The organism is Mycobacterium sp. (genome assembly GCF_052144515.1).
In the GTDB taxonomy this organism is placed as follows: domain Bacteria; phylum Actinomycetota; class Actinomycetes; order Mycobacteriales; family Mycobacteriaceae; genus Mycobacterium.
This window is the reverse complement of record NZ_JBKQQD010000189.1, coordinates 1-3,080: the sequence shown is the minus strand read 5'-3', so window position 1 is coordinate 3,080 and position 3,080 is coordinate 1. Positions and strand designations below refer to the sequence as shown.

The window sequence follows — 3,080 nt, the reverse complement described above, 5'->3', positions numbered from 1 at the left end:
GAGTGTCGCCGGCTGGGCAGCCGGCACCTACGTGCTCAGCTTCGACGCCGCCCAGCGCAAAAACGTCCAGGCGTCCCAGCAGAACTTTAACGTGCTGATCGACGGCAGCGTCGTGGGCACCTTCACGCCATCGAGTACGTCTTACCAGACCTACTCCACTGCCGTCTTCACCGTCACCGCCGGGGCTCATACGATCACCTTCCAAGGATTGGACAGTGCCGGTGGAGACAACACCGTCTTCCTTGACGCCGTCACCATCTCATAGTGGCGCGCCATCCAGTACGGGAAATGTCAGGCTTCGTTTGATGCGGATTGGTGGATGCACAGCTAATTGCCGCTGGCCGCCACCGCATTTTTCAGCTTGCGCGCAAGCCCAAGCATGCCCACTCTGCGCGCTAAGTCGGCCATCTGCTCCCAGGAGAGGATCTTCAGGGCCGTCGTGAAGGCCATGGGATGAATGCGGGCAGCCCACGTCAGGAGTTGCAGCGCTACCGCAGGCGGCACCTTGTTGTGAGGCGGTATTCTTGAACTGTTAACCATATTGATCACGTATTGAGATATAAGCTTATCATCGTCGCGTACCAGGTTGCGCCGACCGTACCGGTCGATGAGCGTCAACTGTACCCTCCGGGGCTCACGCGCGGCGTTTCCCTGCAGCAAGGCTCGGGTGCGGACGTTGGCTTCATGTTGACGGAAATAGTTCAAGGGCGTTGAGACAAACGCGATGTCCGACAACTGGAGGGCATTGATGTACGTTATCCAATCACCGCACACGCGCAGATCGGTGGGCGCCCCACCCACACGTTCGAGGATTTCACGTCTCCAGAGCACAGCACTCGCGTTGGGGATTGTGTTGTGCCAGAACAGGTAGTTCTTGCATTCATCATGGCCCGCGTTGACGTAGTCCTCGCGCCAGTGTAAACTGTGATTTTGATTCTCCAGCAGATCTCGATAGTTTCCCAACAGTTTACTGTCTTGGTCGACGATCCACGACTGACACACGGCGAGTCCAACGTTGGGGTGCCGATCCAGTCGATCGACGAGGGTCTCCAGCAGCGAGCGGTCCGCGTAATCGTCCGATTCGGCGAACCATACATATTCACCTTTCGCTTGGCTGAGCCCCAGGTTCCACTGTTTGAAGGGACTGCCGTTATTCTCTGCATTGAAAGCGGCCCTCACATTTTGATGCCTGGTGTACGATTCAATGACTTCGCGACTATTGTCCGTGGAAGCATCGTCGAGGATGAGGAGTTCGAAGTCTTGAAACGTCTGGGCCAGAATGCTATCGATGCGTCTTGGCAGGTACTTCGCATGATTATAGTTCGGCGTGATGACCGTGACCTTCGGCATGCTACGGGTCCTCGAAAACGTTCGGTTTCCAACCTTGTCCTAAATTGCTTCGGCCACCGGAACATGCTTCAAGGCAATGCTCGACGGTCGACCCGAGAACGTGAGACGACTCCGCCAGGGTGAAGCCTTCGCGTCGGACCTCAGGAACCTGGACTCGGTCGATGAATTTTGCGGGCATATTCAGACGAGCCGATGGCCGACCTTGGCCCAGACCCGATGCTCCAGGTACCAAAATCCTCTCCTTCGTAGCGCCGACCGAATATGCACGCCCAGGGTAATCGTGCGTTGGTAGGTTGTGTGGAATTCACTCATGGCGCAGTTCGGATCCAGCCACTTCCGTTGGATGCCGTTGACTACCGATCGACGAGGAGCCTCATTTCGCGCCGGATCTTCGGCACCTGAACGCGGTCCGTGAAGTTGGCTAGCACGCGCTGACGGGCCAAGGTGCCCAGCCTGGCCAGTTCGGGCGGATCAGCGGCGAGATGGGCGATCGCCCGAGCCATGGCCAGCGGGTCGAACTCAGGGACAACCACGCCGGTATCTCCGACGACTTCCGGGGCGCCGCCCCCGCCCGCGAAGCAGACGACCGGCTTGGCGAGTCCCATGTTCTCCAGCACGACCAGGGGGCAAGGGTCCTCCCACGACGTCATCGCAAAGATGTCGAACCCTGCGAAGTACTCCAGCGCCTTGGGGGTTGACGGAATGAACTCAACCATGTCGTCCAGGCCCATCAGATGCGCCTCGCGCCGAAACCTGGCCCCGTCCATGTCGGGCCATTCGGGCACGCCGACCCAGACGAACCGGGCTGACGGACCAACCAGCCGCCGGACCTCAGCCGCCATCTGCAACCATAACGTCGTCCCCTTACGCCACCCTGGGAGTCCAGCCCCGCCAACCACCAAGGTGCCGTCGTTTGGCCGCCTAACCTGATTGCTGCACACACCGTCGAGGCGCCGCTCCGGCACAAACGAATGGACCACTGCGATCCGATCCTCGTTGATACCGCACTCGCATACCAGGGCCCGAAGGACGGCCTCAGAGGCGGCCAGGTATCGTGTGGGCCGAGAAACCATGGCATCCGGGCACCTCTTCATGACTTGCATGAGCTCAGTGTGAAGTTCATGCACGTGGAGGATCGTGGGAACATCGGGCAGCGGCACCCACTGCGTGATGGGCAAGGCCGCGACGCTATTGATATAGATCAGATCTGGGGCCCAGCGGCGGAGCCCACAGAACCATCGTCCCTTCTCAAAACGGCCATACGCCCTCTGCCAGATCCGGCCCGGCGGCCATTCGGGGATGATAAACAGCGGTCCGATCGCACGGCAGTCCTCCGCGAGCGGGCCGTCAAGCAGTGCGATGGTGCGGACTTCGACCTCATCGCGCATCGCGTCGAGCGCGTCGAGGGCGACCCGCGGTGCCCCGGTTCTCGACAACTCATGAAGCAACAGGATGACTCTGGTCTTTCGTGCCGTAACTGCGGGGCCCGGAAGTGTCTCGGGCCCCGAGTGCGACAACTCACTACCCAAAAGAGATTCGGTATCGAGTGATGCCGAGCGCAAAGTCATCACCTCCTTCGAGCTTGGACGGGCAGGAGCCTATGGTCCGGTTATTCGAGTTTCCTGTTCCGTTGCTTTGTCCTGAACCATCGCACGCCACGCCCGATTGTCCCTTTGCCGCTTCAGGAGCTGATATTGTCCCGCTAGAAACAGCATCACTGCCTTACGCCG

Annotated in this window: 3 protein-coding genes; 1 reads left to right on the top strand and 2 read right to left on the bottom strand. The window is 59.7% G+C overall.

The features are described 5' to 3' along the window. On the top strand, positions 1-265 hold a 265-nt coding region (locus ACLP9N_RS12995; RefSeq protein ID WP_442407789.1), incomplete at its 5' end, for a hypothetical protein. Positions 266-327: 62 nt separating this feature from the next. On the opposite strand, the gene ACLP9N_RS12990 is transcribed toward ACLP9N_RS12995, so the two are convergent. Together ACLP9N_RS12990 and ACLP9N_RS12985 are read right to left on the bottom strand one after the other, a co-directional pair. Next, positions 328-1,350, bottom strand: coding sequence for a glycosyltransferase family 2 protein (locus tag ACLP9N_RS12990; RefSeq protein ID WP_442407788.1), 1,023 nt, complete (start codon positions 1,348-1,350; stop codon positions 328-330). Between the two features lie 353 nt (positions 1,351-1,703). Then, on the bottom strand, positions 1,704-2,912 hold the full coding sequence (locus tag ACLP9N_RS12985) for a glycosyltransferase family 4 protein (RefSeq protein WP_442407787.1): 1,209 nt from the start codon (positions 2,910-2,912) through the stop codon (positions 1,704-1,706). Positions 2,913-3,080 lie beyond the last annotated feature (168 nt).